Raw genomic sequence first — 21,968 nt, 5'->3', positions numbered from 1 at the left:
GGCGGAGGTCGGCGACGACATCGAGGAGCGGGTGCGGGCGGCGATGTGGCAGCCGGTGTATCCGGAGATCGTCGCGATCTGACCGCCGCACCGCCGCACCGCACCGCCTCACCCACGTATCGCCGCGCCGACGCACCGGGCTCCGCGGCGGCACTACGGCAGGCCTGGGCCGTATATTCGGAGTTGGGCGATTTGAGGAGCCCGACGATGAGCGAGTCGGCGATATTCGAGTTCGGGAGCAAGGTCTACTGCGCCGATGCCGGCTGCGGAGAGTTACTACAGGTCGTCGTCGAACCCGAGCTGCCGCGGCTGACCGGGCTGGTCGTGTGCTCGATCGCGAACGGCGCGGTCCACCTGGTGCCCGCCGAACTGGCCCGGCCCACGCGCTATGGCGTGCTGCTGGAGTGCGACCGCCGCGCCTTCGAAGGGCTTCCGGCGGCCGTGTCCGACGGCCGGCTCAGGATCCGGCGCGGTGACCACGCCCACGCCGTGGACGGCGACGCCGGCCGGGTGCTGGGGCTGGTGGTGCGGGCCGAGGACGACGCGATCACGCACGTCGTGCTGCTGGCCGGGCACGTGTGGCACCGCAAGCACGTGGCCATGCCGGTGGAGTACGTCGCGGGGCTCGGTTTCGCCGGACTAGATGTGTTGGTGCTGAAGGACCATGTGGGGGAGTTCGCGACGGTGGACGGCGGACTGTGACCGGCGCTCGCCGACCCTCACTCAGCCTGCGTTCCGGTCCGGGTCAGCTGCACCAGATCCGCCCTGACCGCGGCCAGCCGCCGTTGGTCCTTGTCCGCCTCGGCGGCCCGTTTGCGTGCCGCGCGGGTGAAGGCGGCCCGCTCGCGCTCCAGGATCAGCCGCACGGTCGGATCGGCGTGCTCGGCCCGGTCCAGGCCGTCTATCCAGGCCGATTCCACCAGGTCCTCGGCCTCGCGGACCAGCGCGCGGCCGGACAGCTCGCCGATCATGCGCTCGCACGCGGACTTCGCCTTCGCCGCGCGATACCGACGCCAGGTTGCCGGGCCGAACATCATCCACCACCGCCTCGTCACACTCGGGCCATGGGCGACACGCTCTGATCGGTTCCGGGTGCCCCGGATTTCCCGATGTAAACGCTGCCGCAATCGTTCCGGCTCCGCTTCCCGCAACGGCTGCGACGCCTGTGCGGCGTGTGAAAAACCGGTATCCGACGGCGCGTCCGGCCGGCTCACGCCAGCAGCCCGCGCCACCGCTTCGCCGACTCCACCGTGTCCAGGCTGACCCGCTCCAGGAACGCCCCGCCGCTGGCCAACCGGGCTCCGGCCGGGGTGTCGAGCCCGAGTCGCTCCGCCGACTCCCGCGCGACCTGCGCCGCCTGCAACGTCTGCTCGGCGCCGGTGACGATCGAGCGGTACCAGGCGTCGTTGTCCACGACGTACACGTCGCGACGCCCCAGGCTCTCGCGCTGGATCAGCCCCTGCCCGGCCAGGTACCCGACCGCGGCCGACACCGACGCCGGGCTGACCCCCAGGGACCGGGTCAGCTCGGCCGCCGTGAGCCGGCCCTCATCGCTCGCCCACAGCGCGATCAGCACCCGGGCCGTCATCCTCGGCAGGCCCATGCCGACCGCGGTCTCCACCGCGTGCTCCTCGGCGGCCCGGGCCTCGGCGTTCCCGCTGTCACGGCGGGGCGGAATGCTCGGCGTGCGGCGCCGCGCCCGACGCTCCGTGGCCCGATGGGCGAGCTCGGCACGGTACCCCGCCGGACCCCCGTTCCGGCCGATCTCCCGGCTCACGGTCGAGGTGGTCCGGCCGAGGCGGCGGGCGATCTCGGCGTAGGAGAGTCCTTCGGCGAGCCACGCCGCGATGCGCTGGCGGTCCTGCTGGGTCAATCGTCCTCCTGGCATGGCCGCAGTATTGCATTCGGCGATGGCGGTTGCAACGGTAGTGGTGCATTCGACTTCAGCGTCATTGCATCAATAATCTGCCTCTGAACTGGCTATATGTGGTTCCCCGCGTGGACAATTCCTCTGAACGCAACGTAGCTTTCAGACCGTGCTGAACAAAGAACCGGCGATCGCCGTCACGGGCCTGCGCAAGTCCTACGGCCCGCACCTCGTCCTGGACGGCATCGACCTCACCGTCCCGCAGGGCACGATCTTCTCCCTGCTCGGCCCGAACGGCGCCGGCAAGACCACGACCGTCCAGATCCTGTCCACGCTGCTCAAAGCCGACGCCGGCCAGATCCGGGTCGCCGGGCACGACCTGGCCGCCGAACCCGACGCGGTCCGCGCCGCGATCGGCGTCACCGGCCAGTTCTCCGCCGTCGACGACCTGCTCACCGGCGAGGAGAACCTGCGCCTGATGGCCGATCTGCTGCACGTCGGGCGCGGGCGGCGACGGCAGACCGTCCACGCGCTGCTCGAACGCTTCGATCTCGCGGACGTGGCCCGCGAACTCGTCGCCGCCTACTCCGGAGGCCTGCGCCGGCGCCTGGACCTGGCCATGACCATGGTCGGCGAGCCCCGGCTGATCTTCCTCGATGAACCCACCGCCGGTCTGGACCCGCGCAGCCGCCGCGATCTGTGGCAGACGGTGCGGGGGCTGGTCGAGAACGATGGCGTCACGGTCTTCTTGACCACGCAATACCTGGAGGAGGCCGACCAACTCGCCGACCGCGTGGCGCTGCTCAGTCGCGGCGCACTGGTCGCCGAGGGGACGCCGGACCAGCTCAAGCGGCTGATTCCCGGAGGCCACATCAGCGTGCGGTTCGCTGACGAGACCGCGCTGACTGTGCGGATCACCGACGCGGGCGTTGTCGAGTCGCTGAGGAGTGTGCTGGAGCAGCTTGACGCGTGTGAGGCCGAGGTGGCCGGGCTGTCGGTGCACACTCCCGATCTCGACGATGTCTTTCTCGCCTTGACCGGTGACGCCTCGGCCGCCCCGACGACGGCTGGTATCGGATTCCTGACCAGCCTGACCAGCCCGACCAGCCCGACCAGCCCGGCCGCTCCGACCACGCCGATCAGTCAGGCCGCCCCGACCAGTCTGACCGCTCCGACCAGCCCGACGGCCCCGACCAGCCCGACCGCAGCCGTCACCACCACCAAGGACCCCGCCCGATGAGAGCCCTGACCGACTCCGCGACCATGCTCCGCCGCCAGCTCAAGCACATCCGCCGCTATCCGACCCCGCTCCTCACCTATACCGCCATCCCCGTCGTCTTCCTCCTCCTGTTCGTCTACGTCCTCGGCGGCACCATGAGCGCCGGCCTCGGCGGCAGCCGTGCCGCCTACGCCGGCTACCTCACCCCCCGGCATCCTGGCCACCACCATCGCCGGCGCCGCGCAGGGCACCGCGATCTCGGTGGCGATGGACATGACCGGCGGGATCGTCGCCCGCTTCAAGACCATGGCCATCGCCCGCGTCTCGGTGCTCACCGGCCACGTCCTCGGCGCGCTGGTGCAGAACTTCCTCGCCCTCGCCGCGGCGCTGGTGGCCGCCGTGGTGATCGGTTTCCGCCCGGCGGCCACGGTCGCGGACTGGCTCGGCGTGATCGGCGTGCTGGCCATGTTCACGTTCGCCATCACCTGGCTCTCCGCCGCCCTGGCGATGTCCGCCAAGAGCGTCGCCACCGCCAGCAACCTCCCGATGCCGTTGCTGATGCTGCCGTTCCTCGGCAGCGGCGTCGTCCCCACCGCCTCGCTGCCCGCGCCGCTGCGCTGGTTCGCGAACCACCAGCCGTTCACCCCGGTCATCGAGACGCTCCGCGCGCTGCTCAACGACCAGAGCGTCGGCACCAATCTCACCAAGGCGGTCGTGTGGAGTGTGGTGATCGCGCTCGGCGGATATCTATGGGCACGCAAGCTCTATAACCGCTGACCGCGACAGCCGCTGATCGTTCGTCAGCTGACACACGTCAGCCACCGCCGCAAGTCGTCATTCCGGCCGTCTCCGGCGGCCGTCCCACGGTCGTAGGATTCCTGGCGATCTTCACCCTGTGAACGACGACCGAACACTGGCCGAACACCGGCCGAATACCGACCGACCACCAGACGACGAGGAAGCAGGCAGCGGATGACCGACTTCGGCGGCTACCAGTACGAGATCTACCTCGACGGGCTCCAGGGGGTGGTCCCGCGCTTCCCGATGCTGTTCGAAGGCTGGGAGTCCGCGGCCCAGGCGGCGCTGCCGCCGTCGGTGTGGTCCTACGTGGCCGGCGGGGCCGGTGACGAGCACACCCAGCGCGCCAACGTCGCCGCCTTCCTGCGGCACGCGCTGGTCCCGCGCATGTTCGTCGGCGCCGCCCAGCGGGACCTGTCGGTCTCCATGTTCGGCCTGACGCTGCCCACGCCGCTGCTCATGGCCCCGGTCGGCGTGCTCGGCCTGTGCGCGCAGGACGGCCACGGCGACCTCGCGGCGGCGCGCGCCGCCGCGCAGACCGGGGTCCCGATGATCGCCTCGACCCTGTCGGCGGACCCGATGGAGCAGGTGGCCGCCGAGTTCGGCCAGACCCCCGGCTTCTTCCAGCTCTACACGCCCACCGACCGCGACCTGGCCGCCAGCCTGGTGCGGCGGGCCGAGCAGGCCGGGTTCCAGGGCATCGTCGTCACCCTGGACACCTGGGTCACCGGCTGGCGCCCCCGCGACCTGTCCACCGCGAACTTCCCGCAGCTGCGCGGGCACTGCCTGACCAACTACACCAGCGACCCGGTGTTCCGCGCCGCGCTGCCCAAGCCACCCGAGGAGGACATGGCGCCGACCGTCATGCACTGGGCCGGCGTCTTCGGCAACCCCCTGACCTGGGATGACCTGCCGTGGCTGCGCTCGCTCACGACCCTGCCGCTGATCGTCAAGGGCCTGTGTCACCCCGAGGACGTGCGCCGGGCCCGCGACGGCGGCGTGGACGGGATCTACTGCTCGAACCACGGCGGCCGCCAGGCCAACGGCGGCCTGGCCGCGCTGGACGCACTGCCCGAGGTGGTCGCGGCCGCCGACGGACTTCCGGTGATCTTCGACTCCGGGGTGCGCAGCGGCACGGACGTCGTCAAGGCCCTGGCCCTGGGTGCCACCGCGGTCGCGATCGGCCGTCCCTACCTCTACGGCCTCGCCATCGGCGGCGTCGACGGGCTCGTGCACGTGCTGCGCACCTTGCTGGCCGAGGCCGACCTGTTGATGGCCGTCGACGGCTATCCGACGCTCGCCGACCTCACCCCGGACGCGCTGCGCACCGTCGGCTGACTTCGGTCAGTAGTGCAGCGCCGCGTCGATCTTTCGGGGGTTGGGTGCGGGGTTCTGGTCACCGGCTTCAGGTGACCCGGGTGTGAAGCCGGCGGTCGCGTGCGGGGCTTTGGTTACCGGCTTGAGGTGAGTCGGGTACGGAGCCCGGCGGTCGCGTGCGGGGCTTAAAAGCGTTGTGAAAAAACCGCCAGATTTTGGCCGCTGACTTGCGCTGTCGGGCGGCGGTGAGCAGGTCCGGCGGCCAAAATCTGGCCGTTTTTTAACAACATGTGTGCTTGCGTTAGTCAGGGTCCCGCACCGCGCGAAGCCCGCGGCCGGGTACGCCGTCACCTCAGCCGGTCCCCGCCTTGCGCCGTAGGGTTGTGAACCTCGCCCTGGGGGCGACCGGCAGCCGGCGACGTGGCCGGTTTGACGCCCGGGCTGCCCGTTCTCGGAAGCGGACCACACATGTTGTGACAAAACGGCCTGATTTTGTCCGCCCTGCCGGGCGACCGCCGCGGGTCTCGGGAAGCCGGCGGACGAAATCTGGCGGTTTTTTCACAACGCTTTTAAGCCCCGCACGCGACCGCCGGGCTCCGTACCCGACTCACCTCAAGCCGGTAACCAAAGCCCCGCACGCGACCGCCGGCTTCACACCCGACTCGCCTCAAGCCGGTGACCAAAGCCCCGCACGCGACCGCCGGCCTCACATCCGACTCACCTCAAGCCGGTGACCAAAGCCCCGCACGCGACCGCCGGCTTCACACTCAGCTCACCTCAAGCCGGTGACCAAAGCCCCCACCCAACCCTTGAAAGATCAACTAGGCCCTAACCGCGCGGGTCCACCAGCCCCACGTCATAAGCGATGATGACCGCCTGCACCCGATCCCGGGCGCCGATCTTCGCCATGGCCCGGCTGACATGCGTCTTCACCGTCGACTCCGACAGGTGCAGCGCCTCGGCGATCTCGGTGTTGGTCAGCCCGGTCGCCACCACCCGCAGCACCTCCAACTCCCGCTCCGTCAGGGTCCGCAGCCGCGGATCCTCGGCGGCGCGCCGGTCCGGCCCGGGCAGCGCCTTGGCGAACGCGTGCAACAGCCGGCGGGTCAGCGCCGGGGCCACCACCGCGTCGCCGACCGCGACCGCCCGGATTCCGGCCAGCAGCTCGTCCGGGCGGGCGTCCTTCAGCAGGAAGCCGCTGGCGCCGGCCTGGAGCGCGGCGTAGACGTACTCGTCGAGGTCGAACGTGGTCAGGACCAGGACCCGCGAGCGCCCGCCGGAAGCCGTGATCTGGCGGGTCGCCTCGATCCCGTCCATCCCCGGCATCCGGATGTCCATCAGGACCACGTCCGGGGACAGCTCCGCGGTCCGGCGCACGGCCTCGATCCCGTTCTCGGCCTCGCCCACGATGCTGACCCCGGGCTCGGTCTCCAGCACCATGCGGAAGCCCATCCGCTGCAAGGGCTGGTCGTCGACGATCAGAATGCTGGTCATCGACGCCCTCACACCTCCCCGGCCGGCAGCAGCGGGAACCGGGCGGCCACGGTCCAACCGCCGGCCTCGTTCGGTCCGGCCTCGGCCTTCCCGCCGGCCAGCGCCGCGCGCTCCCGGACCCCGGCCAGGCCCTGGCCGCGCGAATCCCGCGAATCCGGCGGCGCCGACAGGCCCCGGCGCACCCCGGCCGGACCGGTGTCGGCGATGCTCAGCTTCAGCGTCCGCGCGTCGGCCTCGATCACCACCCGCACGTTGGTGTCCGGCCCGGCGTGCTTGAGGCAGTTGGTCAGCGACTCCTGCACGATGCGGTAGACCGCCGACTGGAGACCGCGCGGCAGCGCCGCGGTCTCGCCGCTGGTCCGGCACGAGACCCGGGGCCCGGCCGAGCGGGTCCGGTCCAACAGGTCCGAGATGTCGGCCATCCCCGGCTGGGGCGAGAACGCCTCGGCGCCGATGCCGCCGAGCCCGCCGAAGCCGCCGATCCCGTCGCCGTCCCGGCCCGGACCGTGTTCGCGCAGCGCGCCGAGCGTGTGCCGCAGGTCCGACAACGACTGCCGGCTGGTCTCGGCGATCAGCTCGAACACCTGACGGCCCCGCCACGGATGCGCCTCGACCTGGCGCGCGCCGCCGTCGGCCAGCCCGATGATCACCGCCAGGCTGTGCCCGACGATGTCGTGGGTCTCCCGGGAGAATCGGGCGCGCTCGGCCAGCACCGCCAGCCGGGCCCGCTGCTCGCGCTCCTGCTCGGCGTGGTGGGCACGCTCGGCCAGCGCGGCGAGCTGGGCCTGGCGCTCCCGGGCCATCAGGCCGAGGGCGGCGCTGGCCGCGATGCCGGTACCGAGGAAGAACAGCGAGACCAGGATCGGGCCCTGGACCGGCGGCATCCGGTAGAACAGCACGGCCAGGGCCGGCACGATCGCGCCCAGCGCGAAGCGCAGCGTCCGCATCGAGCGGTACCTGGCGACGGTGTAGAGGCAGATCATCCAGCTGATGTCGGTGGCCGAACTCTGCGCCCCCGCCCATTCCGCGGTGCAGGCGGCGAGCACCAGCGTGTACATCGTGACCGGCGCCGCCCGCCGCCAGATCACCGCCGCGGACGACAGCACCGAGGTGACCACCAGCAGTGCGGAGGCGTGCAACAGCTCCGAGCCTTGGCCGGCCTGCGAGGGCAGCAAGGTGAGCAGGAAGACGGTCAGGGCCAGGACCACGTCCTGCCGGTAGCTGTGGCCCCGGAACGCGGCCTGCACACCACGCGCCGCCCGCGGCCATTCGAAGCCGGGGCTCACCGGCCGCACCGGCACCGGCGGGTTCGCCGGGTCTGCCGGGCCTGCCGGGTCTGCGGCGCCGCGGGGGTCGCCGCCCGGGGCCGGCACCGGCCCGGCTGGTACCGCGGCCGCGCTGTCGTCCCGCGCCCCACTCCTGACCAGGAGGTCCACCATGGTTTTCCGTCACCTCCTGCTGAACGGGCCGATGAACTGGCCTGGATCGACGATAGTCGCATGCCCGACAAGGTGTCGTCAGCCCTGGGGATGGGCTTGCCCTAGTACCGGGGTGCCACACGGAGGGGCTAATTCGGCACCTGGGGACGGTGAACGCGAACGCGGGCCTCTCTAGGCTCGAATCCGGGCTCGGCCGTGCGTGTCGGCGCCTAGTGGCGATACGGGATGTCCAGGCGATGCCGGCACCCTGGTGAGAGGGAGATCATGAAGGAAGCAGTGCTGGGGGCCCGCGGCGTCACCGCCGAACGGGGCTTCTTCCCGCGACTGGGCCGGTGGGTGGCCCTGCATCCCTGGCGGGTGATCGCCGCCTGGGTGGTCGTCGCCATCGCCGTGGTCGGCTTCGCGCCGAAGCTGGCCACCACCACCGACGAGTCCAGCTTCCTGCCCAGCCACTACGAGTCGATCCAGGCCCTGAACCTGCAGGAGTCCGCCTTCCCGCAAGCCGCCGCCCCAGCCGCGATGATCGTGCTGGAGCGTGCCGACAACGGCCCGCTCACCGCCGCCGACTCAGCGGCGGTGAGCGCGCTGGCCACCAAGCTGGGGAACGCGCACATCCCCGATGTGACCGCCTTTCAGGTCGGTGAGCCCGCGCCGAACAAGCAGCTGCAAACCATCGGCGTGCAGATGCCCAAGGAGAACGACCCGCAGGACAAACAGCAGACCGACGCGGTCAAGGCGCTGCGGACCCAACTCCAGTCCGACCTGTCCGGCACCAGTCTGAAGGGCGGCATCACCGGTGATGCCGCGCAGGCCCTGGACTCACAGTCGTCCGGCAACAAGGCCGAGGCCCTGATCGGCATCGCCACCATCGGCCTGATCCTGATCCTGCTGCTGGTCATCTTCCGCAGCCCGGTCATCGCGCTGCTGCCGATCATCACCATCGGCGTGGTCTCGCAGATCGCCGACGGCCTCATCGCCTGGGCCAGCAAGGCCTTCGACCTGAAGACCGACAGTTCGGTCACCTCGATGCTGATCGTGGTGCTGTTCGGCGTCGGCACCGACTACATCCTGTTCTTCATGTTCCGCTATCGAGAGCGGCTGCGCGCCGGGGACGCGCCGAAGGAAGCGGTGGCCGCCGCGGTCACCAAGGCCGGCGAGGCGATCCTGTCGGCCGCCGGCGCGGTCATCGTGTCCTTCATGGCGCTGACGCTGTCCACGCTCGGCCTGTTCCGCTCGCTCGGCCCGGCACTGGCCATCGCGGTCGCGGTCACCCTGGTCGCCGGCCTCACGCTGATCCCGTCGGTGGTGTCGCTGCTCGGGACCAAGGTGTTCTGGCCGTCGAAGGCCTGGAAGACCGAACCCCGGGGCGCGCGCTTCGCCGGCATCGGGCGCTCGATGGGCCGGCACCCCGCGCGGTACGCCGCGGTCTCGGGGATCGTCATGGCCGCGCTGGCGGTCGCCGCGTTCAGCTTCCGGCCGACCTTCGACCTCTCGTCCGGGTCGCAGGGCAAGGGCTCGGAGTCGACGGTGTGGCAGGACCAGCTGAAGACCGCCTCCTCGGCCGGTGCCACCATGCCCAGCCAGGTGATGTTGCAGTCCACCAACGGCGCGAAGCTGACCAAGGACGAGCTGACCCAATATCAGGGCACGCTCGGCAAGGTCCCCGGCGTCGCGCAGGTGTCCGATCCGTTCCCGAACTCGACGGACACCGTGGCCTTCTATTCGGTGACGCTCAAGAACGACCCGTCTTCGTCGGCGGCGATGAACACGGTCAAGGGGCCGCTGCGCACCACGGCGCACCAGGCGGCGCCGGCCGGGACCAGCGCGCTGGTCGGCGGGACGACCGCGATCTTCGTGGACATCAACAAGGCGGTGAACCACGACTACGCGGTGGTGTTCCCGGTCGCGGCCATCATCATCACCCTGATCCTGGGCCTGGTGCTGCGCTCGATCGTCGCCCCGCTGTACCTGATGGCCTCGGTGGGACTGGGCTTCGGGGCGACCCTGGGCGCCACGGTGCTGCTGTTCCAGAACTCCGGCGGCAACAACGGCCTGATCTTCATGCTGCCGGTGATCATGTACATGTTCGTGGTGGCGCTGGGCACCGACTACAACATCCTGATGATCACCCGACTCCGAGAGGAGTCACGAGCGGGCAAAACACCACGCGAGGCGGCGGCCGAGGCCGTCCGGCACGCCGGCCCGACGATCGGCGCGGCCGGCCTGATCCTGGCCGGCTCGTTCGCCTCGCTGATGCTGGCCGGCCAGTCCACGCTGACCCAGATGGGCTTCGCCATCTCGGCGGGCATCGCGATCGCGGCGTTCGTGATGGCGATGTTCTTCACCCCGGCGGTCACCGCGCTGGTCGGACACGCGGCTTGGTGGCCCGGCCGGGCCGACGCGGTACGCAATGGCGCCGGGGTGCCGCAGGGCCAGGGCTCGCAGGAGCACGGGCCCGCGGCCGAGGCATCGATGCGGCGGTAGCGCGATAGCAGCCAATGAAGCAGCAATGAATTAAGCCGCCAGGGACCATGTGGCCGAAGTCCGGTAGTCGCCGGACTTCGGCCACACGGTTTTTCATGGCCCGATCGCTGGCGGTAGAGGACTGAGCCCCTGATTTTCCGTCGCAGGCCCCGGCTACGGTTGCCGTCGTGCCCGATGCTCAGCAGACCACTGACAAGCAGACCACTGACAAGCAGACCACTGACCTTCTGTCTGACCAGCAGTGGTTGGTGAACGCCGACCCCGACGAGGTGTTGGCGCTGCTCGACGCCGCGACCGGCCCGGACGCGCTGCTGGCTGCGATGGTCTACCGCACCTCGGTGTTCTGGCACCGGGACGAGAGCGCCGCAGCGCGACGGCACGTGTTGGCGCTGGACGCCGCGCGCTATGGAGACCCCGCCTTCGCGGCTCGCATCATGGCGGCCGACGTCCCCGGCGAGCCTCCGGCGGCCTGGGACGTGCGCTGGAGCGTGGGCACCTTCAGCAACTCGGCGCTGCGCCGCATGGTCGCGAACCACGGCCCCGGCCCCCTGCCGCTGATCCTCGACGACAACCTCGGCCTCGGCCGCAACCTCGGGCTCACCGGCGGCTGGGACGGCGCCGTCCAGGTCTGGAACACGACCACCGAGGAACCGATCGGCGAACCGGTGTCCGGCCACACCGCGTCGGTGCTGGAAGTCGTCGAGGCGCTGCTGGCCGGACACCCGGTCCTGGCCACCGCGGATCTGGACGGTGTGGTCCGCCTGTGGGATCTGAGCACCCGCCGACAGGTCGGCGAAGCGCTGACCGGTCCCTCGGTCCGCGAGGCTACGGCGTGGGCGGTCCGCGGCCGGAACATCGCGGTCACCGGCGACTGGGACGCGAACCTGTGGGACCTGACCCAGGGCTGGGACCAGGGCTCGCCCTACCTCAGTTTCGGTAGCGTCAGCGCGGCCTCGGTCGGGACGCACCTCCTCGGCTTCCCGGACGCGCGTATCGGCGGCGAGGACGGAAAGCTGCGCCGGTGGAACGTGACCCCCGACGGCTTCATGAAGCCGGGCGAATCAGGGCACGAAGGCAAGGTGACCGCGGTGGCGGAGGACTGGGAGCACATCGTCACCGCCGGCGAGGACGGCACCCTCCGCATCCGCGACCGGTCTCGGGAAAAGCTGGTCGGGGAACCTCTGCGCGGCCATATCGGCCCGGTGCGGGTGCTCCAGACGATGGGCCTGGGCGACCGCCGGATCGCCGTCAGCGCCGGTGACGACGGAACCGTGCGGCTGTGGGACCTGGCCACCGGGTCGGCTGAGGGCGAACCCTTGACCGGCCACGCCGGCGGGGTGTGGGCGATGGCGCTGTGCAAGGCGGAGTCGGGGCCGGACGTCGGGCCGGTCTTCGTGAGCACCGCCGACCACACCGGCCTGATGGGCCTGGCGACGGCGGTGGTGGACGGCCGCCCGGTCGTCGTCGCGGGCGGTACCCACGGCCCCGTCTCCTTCGGCGGCCACTCCGCGGGCGCCATCCGCATGTGGGACCTCGCCACCGGCCGCCCGGAAGGCGACCCCTTGGCGCGCCAGGAGAGCGTGGCGGTCACGGTGGCGAGTGCGGTGGTGGACGGCCGCCCGGTCGCGGTCTCCGGCGGCGGACACCCCGACGCGATGGTGCGCCTGTGGGACCTGGACACCGGCGAGCAGATCGGCGACCCGCTGGGTGATCCGGTCGAGAACCCCAGGTACCACCGTGGCATCGGGGTCCTCGCGGTCGCCGAGGCCGACGGCCGCGTGCTGGCGGTCACCAGCGTCTACGGTGACGAGACCGGTCCGCACGTCTATATCTGGGATCTGACAGCCGGCCGACAGGTCGCAGAGCGCCTCGAAGGCCACACCGACCGGATCACCGCGGCGGCCACGGCGATCGTCGAAGGTCGCCCCGTCGCCGTCACCGGTAGCTGCGACCACACGATCCGGCTGTGGGACATGCTCACCGCCGAGCCCATCGGCGAGCCCCTGACCGGGCACACAGCGGAGATCACGGCCTTGGCCACCGGCCTGCTCGCCGGCCGGCCGATCCTGGTCAGCGCCGCCTGCGACTGGACCACCCGGCGCTGGGACCTGACCGACCGCACCCCGCTCGGCGCCCCGCTGCCCGGTCCGAACAGATCGGTGTTGGCGGTGACGACGCTGGGGCCCGACGGCCGCCCGGTGATCATCGCCGACGGCGACGCGAGCCTGGACATCCTGGACTTGGCCACCGGCGAACAAGTCGGCCCGGACCTGACCTTCCCCACGAGGGGCCAGGTGCGGGCGGTGGCGGGAACTCCGGACGGCGGCCTGGTGGTCCTGCTCGACCAGGAAATCGTCCACCTGACCCGGCGCTGAGCGGCGCGCGCCACCCTCAACACGCCACCGCTGCACCATGTTCGAACACTGCTACTATCCAGCGTAGGTTGGTGGCACATACCCCCCAAGTGCCGGCATCAACCGATGTAGGGAGTCCCGTGGCGGTCGCCCGCCGCCACGGGACTCATGTGTTTCCGCTCGGTGACAACGTTCATCGATAGTAGTCAGGGCACTGGCTAAGCCGACTCCCGCCGTACCACCGCCGGATCGAACAGAATCCGCTGCGCCTCTCGCGGCGCCGACCCGTCCAGCCGCCCCAACAGCAGCCGCCCGGTCGCCTCGCCCTGCTCCAGCGGGCGGATCGACACCGTTGTGAGCGGGGGTGTGGTCAGCGAGGCGATCTCGATGTCGTCGAACCCCATCACCGCCACGTCCTGCGGCACCCGCAGCCCGGCGCCCTTCGCCGCGTCCAGCGCGCCGAGCGCTGTCACGTCGTTCGTGCACAGCACCGCGTCCGGGGCTTGCCGCAGGGACAGGAGCCGCGCCATCGCTCGCGCGCCGCCGTCGCGGCTGATCTCCTCGCGGACGACCAGCCGCGCCGAGTACGGCAGGCCCGCCTCGCGCAGGGCGTGGCGGTGGCCCAGGACGCGGTTGGCGGGGGAGCCGACGCGGTCGGCGCCGGTGATGAAGGCGATGCGGCGGTAGGCGCGGGTGATCAGGTACTCGGTCGCGATCTCGCCGCCGGCCACGTCGTCGGCGCTGACCACGTCGATGCCCGGTCGGGTCGTGCGGCCGCCGAGCAGCACCACCGGGATGCCGACTTCGGCGGCCGCGGCGACCCGGCGGTGGTCGGCCTGGTAGCCGGCGAAGGCCAGGCCGTCGACGCGGCGGGTGATCATCTGCTGGACCGCCGCGTCCTCCACGGCCGGGTCGGCGTCCGTGCTGGTGACCAGGACTTGTATGCCCGCCGGGCCCAGGACGTTCTGGAGGCCGCGGGCGATCAGCGGGTAGAAGGGGTTGGTGATGTCCGGGATGACCAGGGCGACGGTGTTCGTGCGCTGGAGCCGCAGTCCCCGGGCCAGCTGGTTGGGCTCGTATCCGAGCTCGGCGATCACCTGCCGCACCTTCGCCGTGGTCGCCGCCGACACCGGCCGCTGACCGGACAGCACGTGCGACACCGTCGTGATGCTCACCCCCGCCTGGGCCGCGACGTCGGTGATGCTGACGTGCCGCCTGCGGCCCTGCTGCGCCACTGAGCTCTCCGAATCGTTGACACGCCGACGAGGTGCGTGAAATCCTACTGTCACCACAGTACAAAACGTTTTGCATCGGCCGCAAGCACACCGGCGCGCCTTCTGGGGAAGGGACACAACACACCGTGAACGACCCGAACCGCCTGCTCGACGCGTCCGGCGCCCTCCCGCAAGCCCAGCCCCCGTGGGCCGCGCGCGACAGCCTGCGAATCACCCGCGTCCGGGCCGTCGTCACCGCCCCCGAGGGCGCGCCGCTGATCGTGGTGCGGGTCGACACCAGCGACGACGGTCTGTACGGCCTGGGCTGCGCCACCTTCACCCAGCGCTACGCCGCGGTGGCCGCCGCGGTCGACGAGCACGTCGGTCCGCTGGCCGTCGGCCGGCACCCGGCCGACATCGAGGACATCACCCGCCTGGTGCACTACTCGTCGTACTGGCGCAACGGGCCGGTGCTCAACAACGCCTTATCAGGGCTCGATCAGGCGCTGTGGGACATCGCCGCGAAGCGCGCGGGGATGCCGGTCTACGAACTGCTCGGCGGCCGCAGCCGGGCCGCGGTGGAGGTGTACTCGCACGCCGCCGGACCGACCATCGACGACACCCTCGACCAGGCGGAGAAGCTGATCGAGGAGGGCTACCGGAACGTCCGGCTCCAGGTCGGCGGCCCGGGCCTGGGCACGTACGGCGCGCCCGGCGCCCCCGGCGGCTACCCGCGCTCGCCGCACCCGGACGGCTGGGCCGTCGAGCAGTACCTGCGGGCCGCCCCGCGGCTGTTCGCCGCCGCCCGCGAGCGCCTGGGCGACGCGGTCAATCTGATGCACGACGTGCACAGCCGGCTCACCCCGAAGCAGGCCGTGGTTCTGGCGCGGGCCTTGGAGCCCTACCGGCTTTCCTTCCTCGAAGACGTCATCGCCCCCGAGCTCTACGACCGGCTGCCCGAGGTGCGAGAAGCATCTCCGGTGCCCATCGCAGTAGGCGAACAACTCGGTTCGGTGCCGGACGCCGTCCGCTTGGTCCGCGACGGCGGTGTCGATCTGTTGCGCCTGCACACCTCCTCGGTCGGCGGCCTGACCCCGACCCGCAAGATCGTCGCCCTGTGCGAGCTGCTCGGGGTGCGCACCGCGTTCCACTCGCCGGGCGACATCTCCCCGGTCGGCGTCGCGGCCAACCTCGCCGTCGACATCTCCACCCCGGCGTTCGGCTATCAGGAGTCGCACACCTACAACGACGCCACCCACGAGGTCTTTCCCGGCACGCCGGTCGTGCGCGAGGGGCACCTGTACCCGTCGGACGCGCCGGGCTGGGGCATCGAGCTCGACGAGAGTGCCGCGGCCAAGTTCCCGCCGGTGAAGTTCCTGCACGAGCGCTGGTCGGCCCAGGTGCGCCGGCCCGACGGCGGTCTGGAGGCCCCGTGAGCTCCGACGTCCCCGCCCCGCGCCGGGTCCTGGTCACCGGTGCCGCCGGCCTGGTCGGCCGGGTGGTCACCCGGGCCTTCGCCGACCGCGGCGCCGCCGTCACCGCCCTGGTGCTGGCCGACCCCGGCGACCTGGCCGAGGCCGGTGCCGACCGGGTCGCCGTCGGCGACGCCGCCGACCCGGACCTGGTCCGCGAGGCGCTGGCCGACGCGGACGCGGTCGTCCACCTGGCCGCGCTGCCCACTCCCGTGCACGGCACGGCGCTGGAGGTCTTCGGCGGCAACACCCGCGCGACCTTCAACGTGCTGGAGGAAGCGGGCAACCGGGGCATCCGCCGCGCGGTGATCGCCAGCAGCCTCTCGATCCTCGGCCTGCCCTGGGCCGGCCGGACGCTGCACCCCGCCTACGTGCCGGTCGACGAGGACGCGCCCCTCCAGATCGAGGACCCGTACGGACTGTCGAAGCAGGTCGACGAGGCCACCGCGGAGATGATGGCCCGCCGGCACGGGATGGACGTCGTCGCGCTGCGCTTCCCGTTCATCAGCAACGACGAGCGCGCCGCCGACCGGCTGCCGTTGGCCGCCGCCGACCCGGCGATCGGGGCGCCGGAGCTGTGGACGTACCTGGACGTGCGAGACGCGGCGCAGGCCACCTGGCTGGCGGCCACAGTCCCGCTGCACGGGTACCACAAGGTGTTCGTCGCGGCGCCCGACACGTTCGTGCCGTATCCGACCGCTGACTTGCTCGGCGTGTACCACCCGGACGTGGACGTTCGGTCGCCGATGCCGGGGCGCACGGCCCCGCTCGACCTGCGGGCGGCGCAGCGGCTGCTCGGGTTCCAGGCCCGGCACCTGCTCGGCGTGGAGCCGCTGCCCTGGCGGCATTGATCGGCGCCGCTAAACTGGCCCCATGGCGCGGCTCAACGACGAAGTCGGGGCGCTGCTGCGGGAGTACGCCGACCTCATCCAACTCAGCGGCGGCAACGCGTTCCGCGCACGTTCCTATGAGAAGGCAGCGCGTTCGGTCAGCGGCTATCCGGGGGACCTCGCCCATTTGGACGACGCCGGGCTGCGGAAGATCCCCGGCGTCGGCGACTCGACCGCGGACAAGATCAGCGAGTACCTGGCCACCGGACGCATCGCCGCGTTGGAGAGCCTACGGGCGAAGATCCCGGACGGCGTACGCGGTATCACGGAGATCCCCGGCGTGGGACCCAAGACGGCGGTGCTCCTGTATCGCAAGCTCGGCATCAAGTCCGTCGAGGAGCTGGGGAAGGCCGCCGAGGAAGGTCGGCTGAAGGGCCTTCCCGGACTCGGCGAGCGCACTGTCGAGAACATCCGGCACGGGATCGACCAGCTGAGCCAGACCTCGGGCCGGACGCTGCTGAACGTCGCCCTGGAGTTGGCCGAGGAGCTGGTGGCGGAGATCGCGGCCGTCCCCGGTTGCAAGCAGTGCGCTTATGCGGGCTCGCTGCGTCGGATGCGCGAGACGGTCGGCGACATCGACATCCTCGCCACCGCGAAGGACTCCGCCCCGCTGATGGCCGCGCTGATCGCGTGGCCGGAGGTCGCGGACGTGATCGGGAGCGGGACGACCAAGACCTCAGTACGCATGGACAAGGGCTTGCAGGTGGATCTGCGCGTGGTGCCGCCGGCGGATTGGGGTGCTGCGCTGATCTACTTCACCGGGTCGCGGGCGCACAACATCAAGCTGCGGGGGCGCGCGGTCAAGGCGGGCATGAAGCTTTCGGAGTATGGGCTTTTCGACGTCGGGGCGGATGAGTCCGGTGGGCTCGAGGAGTCTGGTGGGTCCGGCGGATCCGGCAAGAAGCTCGCATCCCGCACAGAGAAAGAGGTCTACGCAGCGCTCGGCCTCCCGTGGATCCCCCCGACACTCCGCGAGGACCGCGGCGAGATCGAGGCCGCCGCGCAGGACAGTTTGCCGGACCTGGTCCAGCTCAAGGACCTGCGCGGCGACCTGCACACGCACACCGATCTCACCGACGGCCTCGCTCCGCTCGAAGTGATGCTGGAGACGGCAGCCGACCTCGGCTACGCCTACTACGCCGTCACCGACCACGCGCCGAACCTGGTGATGCAGCGCATGACCGACGAAAAGATGCTCGCGCAGCGTGAGCGCGTGCGGGAGTTGGACCGCGCGTATCGCGGCATGCGGGTGCTGCACGGCACCGAGCTCAACATCGACGCGGACGGGGAAGTGGACTGGCCGCCGGAGTTCCTGGCCGGCTTCGACATCTGCGTGGCCTCGATCCACTCCTCCTTCGGCCTGGACCGGGCTGCCCAGACCCGCCGCCTGATCCGCGCGTGTGAGAACCCTTACGTTCACATCATCGGCCACCCCACCACCCGCCTCCTGGACCGCCGCCAGCCCATCGACGTGGACCTCGACGCGGTCTTCGCGGCGGCGGCCCGGACCGGCACGGCGTTCGAGATCAACGCCTCACCGCAGCGGCTCGACCTGAACGACGAGCAGGTGATGGCGGCCAAGCAGCACGGGGTGAAGTTCGCGATCGACAGCGACGCGCATTCCACGCCCGCGTTGGAGAATCAGCGCTTTGGCATCGCGGTGGCGCAGCGGGGATGGCTGACTAAGGACGATGTCATCAATACTTGGAGCCTGACCAGACTGCGCGCGTTCCTGCGGAAACCCGCGGCGGTTGAAGCTCAGCCGCGGTGATGAACCTCCGCTCGCCGCAGCGTGAGCACCTGGGATCGGAAAATGCCGGTGTCCTCGCGCGTATGGAAGTCGACGATCTCGAACGACTCCCGGGCGAAGTCCTGAATCTGTTCGTCGGTGCGCAGGGAGAAGAAGCGGTGCGGGGTGATCGGGTCCCCGTCCCACACTTCTTCCGTGCCGTCGCCGCCATAGACCGCGACGAGGAACAGGCCGCCGGGGCGCAGCAGGCGCCGCACGCTTTGCAGGACGCTCGGCAAGTCCGAGTTGGGCACGTGCAGCAAGCAGTTGAAGGCGAACACCGCATCAAACGGCTCTGACTCGAACTCGGCCCCGAGCTCCAGAAACCCAACAACCCGGGCATCCAAGCCCTTCTCCCGACACTTCGCCACCATCAGCGGCGACAAGTCGGTGGCCACGACCTCCAGCCCCTGCTCCTGGAAGTAGCGGCTGTCGGTACCGACACCCGCCCCGATCTCCAGCAACCGCCGGCCTTCGTTCGAGTGCAATCGGGCCAGGAACGCGGCCCGCTCCTGGAGCTTCCAGTCCTCCTTGCCCGTGGCCTCTCGCTGGTCGGCGCTGTTGTCGTAGGACGCGCGCAAGCTCTCGACCACGTCGGTGTATCGCATGCGGGTCATGGTGCCACGGCCGTGGTGAGGTCCGCGATGATCTCGCTGGCCTCCACGTCGTCGAGGTCGCCCAGGGGCAGGGCGCGGGCACGGGTGCCGTAGCCGTGGCCGGTGTCCAGGGGGCTGAGCCAGATGTCGCGGATGCTCTGGTGCGGGGTGTCGGCGAGGGAACCCGGGCGGTAGCCGGGGGTGATCTGGACTATCAGGAGTCTGTCACCGGGCACCCGGCGGGCGGTCGCCACGGCGCGGGCCGCCTCCCACTGCGGCATCGTGCCCCAGCCGGGGCTGCGGTGCAGGGCCAGGAGGCGGTCGGTCGAGATGGTGACGTCGCAGAAGCGGGCGAGGCGGTCGGCGGCGCGTTCCTCGGCGGTCAGTGCGAAGATCGGGCGTCCCACCTGCGGGAAGGGCTGGACGATCTCGTAGTCGTGGCAGATCTCGACCCAGCGGGGGAGGACGCGGCCCAGGGTCACCGGATGAACCAGGCCGATCGCTCCGGTGCCGCCAGCTCGGTCAGTGCCGCCGGTCCTCTCAGCGAGGCCCGCGTCGAACGCGAACCGCGCGTCATCGACATCGGCCAGCGTCCCATCCTCGGCGATCCGGAACGCCTCGTGCAGTGTTCCGGCACCGTCGAACTGCCCCCACACCAGCCGCCGGCCGAGCAGCCGCATCAGTGGATGCTCGATGAACAGGGCCCGGAATTCGGCCTCGGACCACTTCCGTCCGGTGACCATCGCCCGCTCCAACCGCGCGGCCTGCCGCACCGCGAGCGTCTTCGAGTCCTTCTTCAGTTCGGTGAAGCGCGCCTGAGCCCGGGAAGCGAGCGCCGCATCGTCCTTGGCAGTCGGCTTCGGCAGCGCGGTCCGGCGCTTGCCGGCGTCGTCGGTGACGAACGGTTGGAGGTACTCGTCGAACCCGACGGTGAACCGGCGCGTTCCGTAGTCCAGCGGCAACGTGCCGCAGGCGCCCGCGCCCAAGTCCAACACCAGCCGATCCTCCAGCTGGTCCGCGCTCAGCCCCCGCGCCGTGGCCACAATGGCGATCCGCGCGGCGGCGTCATCGCGGAGCGCGCCGAACTGCGAGCGCTGCGAGATGTCGTAGACCTCGCGGATCCCCGCGTCGCCGCCGATCGCGATCAGGACATCCATGCCGACCGCGGCCCGCGCCGAGCCGCCCTCGCCGGGCCAGGCCCGGATCAGCGGCACGAGCCGTCGAGCGGTCTCCGCGTCCCCGAACCACCGCAAGACGTCGAACGCCCAGCCCACCTTCTTGGTCGGATAGCCCGCCCCGCCCCAGTTCTCGAACAGACCCCACGCGAATTCGGCGAGCGAGCTGGCATCGCAGGACTCTTTGACGATCTCGATGCCGCCGTACGGAGCGATGTCCCGGCGCGAGGAGATCGTCAGCATCTGGACCACCAGCCGCACCGCGGACGCGGGCAACGCCAACCCTCGCCCGGCGAGCAGGATCGGCGGCAGCGAAGACGGCTCCGCCCACAACGGCACCGCCGGCATGGACTTGGGGAACGCGTCCAGGCCGCACCGTTCCAGCAACGCCTGAGTCGCGCGCGCCGTCTCGGGGCCGGACTCCGCGGCGATGGCTAAGACGTCGGCCCAGCCCTGCCGCGCCACGAAGCGCACCGCGGCCTGCGCCTTCCGGAGCCCGAGCCCGGTCGGGCCGAGGGCACTCGGGAGCAGCTGACGTATCGCGCCCTCGGGATGGCGGCGGAAGAAGATGTGGGCGGACTCGGAGTAGCGGTCGTATTCCGAGCTGAGCCGTTCCGCCATCGTCGCCACGAGTCGGCCCTGGTCGTCCGCCTCCTTCGGGGAAGGCGCGATCTCGGGAATCGCGGACGACGACACGTGTCCGCGTGTGGGCCAGCAGAAGATAGGAGTCGGGACCGGCAGGTTCTTCAAAACCGCGGGCTTGCCCAGTTCGCGATCCTCCCACGGCGGCGTCACCAGGATGCGGGGCAGATCCGCAGCAGTAGCAACCAGAATCGGGGCATTGTCGCCCGCCGGACCGAGCAGCGCCGCCACCCGCTGCCGCCCCGCCGCCGAAAGCGCCGGCAACTCGCTGCGCGCCACCTCGGGCTGCGCTGCCACATGCAGCCGCAGCACATAGTCGACCTGCGTAGCGGGCTCGGCTTCGGCGAGTAGCCGTAGAACCCGGCGCGGAAACCGTTTAGCCGCCTCAAGAAGCGCGCCCTGCGCGTCCTTCGGCCCCAGCTCACCGATCAGGGTATTGACAGCCAACTCGCTCGGCAGCTTCGGCAGCAGGTTCAGCGCGTGCCACCGGGACTGCTCCAAGCATCCGACCAGGAACTCGTCGGCCCCGGCGCCGACGGTGGCCAGGAACGTCCCCTCGGCGCGGCGGTCGTCGTTGACCCACGTCCAGTCCCGGATCCGCCGGCCCAGCTCCCGTGCCTGCTCCTGCGTAGTCGTGGCGAGCATCAGCAGCCTGGCAGTGTGGTTGTCGAAGTCCTCGTCCGCCGAGTACTCCGCGATGTCCGCCGAGCACCACTGCGGCCGGCCCAGCGCCAGCACCGACATCGCGGCCCGGGACGCGGGCGACGGGTACTCCTCGCGCATCTTCTCCGTGGTCGCGACGGCCTCGGCGTACTCCTCCTCGGTGGCCGACCGCACCAGGTCGAGCAGCCGGAGCATCATCGGCCAGCGGACATCGGAGATCCGGCTGTGGTAGACGCTGCCGTGGCCCCAACTGGAGCGGGCATATCTGACGTCTTCATCGGTGACGGCGGCGAACGCCCGCACCGCCGCGGCCGGCCCCTCCTCGGCGACGATGAGATCGACGGCCCGCCACGTCGCCTTCCCCCGCGCGTCCGGATCGGCCACGACCGCCGCGAGTCTGTCGATCTCCGCCCGCTCACAGCGTTCCCGGCGGAGCACCCCGCGCCGGAACTTCTGTGGCAGCTCGAACCGGTCTTCGGGATCCTCGTTCACGTTCCCCCCAGCAGTGTCCTTGTGGCTGACAGGCTATCGAGGGACCCGGCAGCTCCTTCGGCA

The 21,968-nt window shown here is 70.9% G+C and carries 15 protein-coding genes and 1 pseudogene; 9 read left to right on the top strand and 7 right to left on the bottom strand.

The features are described from left to right. The first annotated feature begins 207 nt into the window (after positions 1 to 207). A complete protein-coding gene (locus IZR01_RS11270; RefSeq protein ID WP_194894355.1) occupies positions 208 to 702 on the top strand; it encodes a hypothetical protein in 495 nt (164 codons plus the stop codon). Between the two features lie 17 nt (positions 703 to 719). On the opposite strand, the gene IZR01_RS11265 is transcribed toward IZR01_RS11270, so the two are convergent. Together IZR01_RS11265 and IZR01_RS11260 are read right to left on the bottom strand one after the other, a co-directional pair. Then, entirely contained in the window at positions 720 to 1,037 is a 318-nt protein-coding gene (locus tag IZR01_RS11265) for a hypothetical protein (protein ID WP_194923781.1), read from the bottom strand. A 173-nt stretch (positions 1,038 to 1,210) separates the two neighbouring features. After that, the gene (locus IZR01_RS11260; protein ID WP_194923780.1) at positions 1,211 to 1,888 is read right to left on the bottom strand and encodes a GbsR/MarR family transcriptional regulator; all 678 of its coding nucleotides are present in this window, start codon (positions 1,886 to 1,888) and stop codon (positions 1,211 to 1,213) included. Positions 1,889 to 2,036: 148 nt separating this feature from the next. On the opposite strand from IZR01_RS11260, the gene IZR01_RS11255 reads away from it, so the two are divergent. From IZR01_RS11255 to IZR01_RS11245, 3 genes and pseudogenes are all read left to right on the top strand, one after another. Beyond that, positions 2,037 to 3,107, top strand: a complete 1,071-nt coding sequence (locus IZR01_RS11255) for an ABC transporter ATP-binding protein (RefSeq protein ID WP_194923779.1) — start codon at positions 2,037 to 2,039, stop codon at positions 3,105 to 3,107. After that, a pseudogene (locus tag IZR01_RS11250) lies at positions 3,104 to 3,863 on the top strand (ABC transporter permease). The gene IZR01_RS11255 and the pseudogene IZR01_RS11250 overlap by 4 nt, the downstream one beginning before the upstream one ends. A 195-nt stretch (positions 3,864 to 4,058) precedes the next feature. After that, positions 4,059 to 5,222 (top strand): alpha-hydroxy-acid oxidizing protein, encoded by a 1,164-nt coding sequence (locus tag IZR01_RS11245; protein WP_194923778.1) that lies wholly within the window; start codon positions 4,059 to 4,061, stop codon positions 5,220 to 5,222. A gap of 807 nt (positions 5,223 to 6,029) precedes the next feature. Here IZR01_RS11245 and IZR01_RS11240 read toward each other — a convergent pair. Continuing rightward, positions 6,030 to 6,695, bottom strand: a complete 666-nt coding sequence (locus IZR01_RS11240; RefSeq protein WP_194896062.1) for a response regulator — start codon at positions 6,693 to 6,695, stop codon at positions 6,030 to 6,032. An 8-nt stretch (positions 6,696 to 6,703) separates the two neighbouring features. Continuing rightward, a complete protein-coding gene (locus IZR01_RS11235) occupies positions 6,704 to 8,134 on the bottom strand; it encodes a sensor histidine kinase (protein ID WP_194923777.1) in 1,431 nt (476 codons plus the stop codon). Positions 8,135 to 8,398: 264 nt separating this feature from the next. Here IZR01_RS11235 and IZR01_RS11230 point away from each other — a divergent pair, with 264 nt between their 5' ends. Both IZR01_RS11230 and IZR01_RS53150 read left to right on the top strand, forming a co-directional pair. Continuing rightward, complete coding sequence (locus tag IZR01_RS11230) at positions 8,399 to 10,618, top strand: MMPL family transporter (RefSeq protein WP_194896060.1); 2,220 nt, start codon at positions 8,399 to 8,401, stop codon at positions 10,616 to 10,618. A gap of 167 nt (positions 10,619 to 10,785) precedes the next feature. Continuing rightward, positions 10,786 to 12,993, top strand: coding sequence for a WD40 repeat domain-containing protein (locus IZR01_RS53150; protein WP_194923776.1), 2,208 nt, complete (start codon positions 10,786 to 10,788; stop codon positions 12,991 to 12,993). Between the two features lie 197 nt (positions 12,994 to 13,190). Here the strand turns inward: IZR01_RS53150 and IZR01_RS11220 are convergent, their stop codons facing one another. Beyond that, positions 13,191 to 14,207 carry a LacI family DNA-binding transcriptional regulator gene (locus tag IZR01_RS11220; protein WP_194923775.1) on the bottom strand — a complete coding sequence of 339 codons (1,017 nt, stop codon included), beginning with the start codon at positions 14,205 to 14,207 and terminating at the stop codon, positions 13,191 to 13,193. A 125-nt stretch (positions 14,208 to 14,332) separates the two neighbouring features. Here IZR01_RS11220 and IZR01_RS11215 point away from each other — a divergent pair, with 125 nt between their 5' ends. From IZR01_RS11215 to polX, 3 genes are read left to right on the top strand one after another with little or no spacing between them, the layout of a single operon-like run. Beyond that, positions 14,333 to 15,622 carry an enolase C-terminal domain-like protein gene (locus tag IZR01_RS11215; protein WP_194923774.1) on the top strand — a complete coding sequence of 430 codons (1,290 nt, stop codon included), beginning with the start codon at positions 14,333 to 14,335 and terminating at the stop codon, positions 15,620 to 15,622. Then, the gene (locus IZR01_RS11210) at positions 15,619 to 16,509 is read left to right on the top strand and encodes an NAD-dependent epimerase/dehydratase family protein (RefSeq protein ID WP_323746980.1); all 891 of its coding nucleotides are present in this window, start codon (positions 15,619 to 15,621) and stop codon (positions 16,507 to 16,509) included. Before IZR01_RS11215 ends, IZR01_RS11210 begins: the two co-directional genes overlap by 4 nt. A 22-nt stretch (positions 16,510 to 16,531) precedes the next feature. Beyond that, positions 16,532 to 18,319 (top strand): DNA polymerase/3'-5' exonuclease PolX, encoded by a 1,788-nt coding sequence (gene polX, locus IZR01_RS11205; RefSeq protein ID WP_194923773.1) that lies wholly within the window; start codon positions 16,532 to 16,534, stop codon positions 18,317 to 18,319. Here the strand turns inward: polX and IZR01_RS11200 are convergent. Then, on the bottom strand, positions 18,307 to 18,945 hold the full coding sequence (locus tag IZR01_RS11200) for a class I SAM-dependent methyltransferase (protein WP_228559208.1): 639 nt from the start codon (positions 18,943 to 18,945) through the stop codon (positions 18,307 to 18,309). The genes polX and IZR01_RS11200 overlap by 13 nt on opposite strands. A gap of 5 nt (positions 18,946 to 18,950) precedes the next feature. Then, positions 18,951 to 21,905: a DUF4132 domain-containing protein gene (locus IZR01_RS53145; RefSeq protein WP_194923771.1), complete on the bottom strand. Its 2,955-nt coding sequence runs from the start codon at positions 21,903 to 21,905 to the stop codon at positions 18,951 to 18,953. Positions 21,906 to 21,968 lie beyond the last annotated feature (63 nt).

This window comes from Catenulispora pinisilvae, assembly GCF_015356865.1.
Lineage (GTDB): Bacteria > Actinomycetota > Actinomycetes > Streptomycetales > Catenulisporaceae > Catenulispora > Catenulispora pinisilvae.
This window is presented reverse-complemented; position numbering and strand designations above follow the sequence as displayed.